This window comes from Rhodococcus sp. P4_F3_2, from assembly GCF_056401335.1.
In genome coordinates, this window is the sequence record NZ_JBFUJN010000214.1 from 1 (window position 1) to 437 (window position 437).

Genomic DNA, 437 nt, shown 5'->3' on the forward strand with positions numbered 1-437 from the left:
AGCTTACAGCGCCAAGGGATTGAGAGGTTTTAAAGGAGGTTTTAACTTTTTTAAAGGTTTTTAATGGGGGAGGTAAGAAAAATTGGAAGGTGGAAATATACTAAATATCACGTTTGATCGTATGACGGTTATGGGCGATTTAAGCGATAATAGAGTCTCTCTTTTGAATCAGTTAATAAAAAAATACTCTATAGCAAGAGAGAATAAAATTCATGTATCTGACACAAGGTATCACAGTTACATACGTGGTAAATTTTTAGATGACTTGGTTTATTTTGAGTATGATAGATTAAAAGCAAAATCATTTAACACTCGAAATTTCCGAATAGAATTCAATCCTAATAATTTGAATAGCGAACAAATTGAATGGCTTCAAAAGAATGTGATCCCAATGTTAACTGATGTAGGGATTACTCGACTTGATTTAGCTTTTGATG

Annotated in this window: 1 protein-coding gene; it reads left to right on the top strand. The window is 32.3% G+C overall.

Going from position 1 to position 437, the window contains the following annotated elements; genetic code table 11:
• Positions 1-121: 121 nt before the first annotated feature.
• Positions 122-437 (top strand): hypothetical protein (locus tag AC1DWA_RS33465; protein WP_477917802.1); only part of this gene is annotated, 316 nt, incomplete at its 3' end.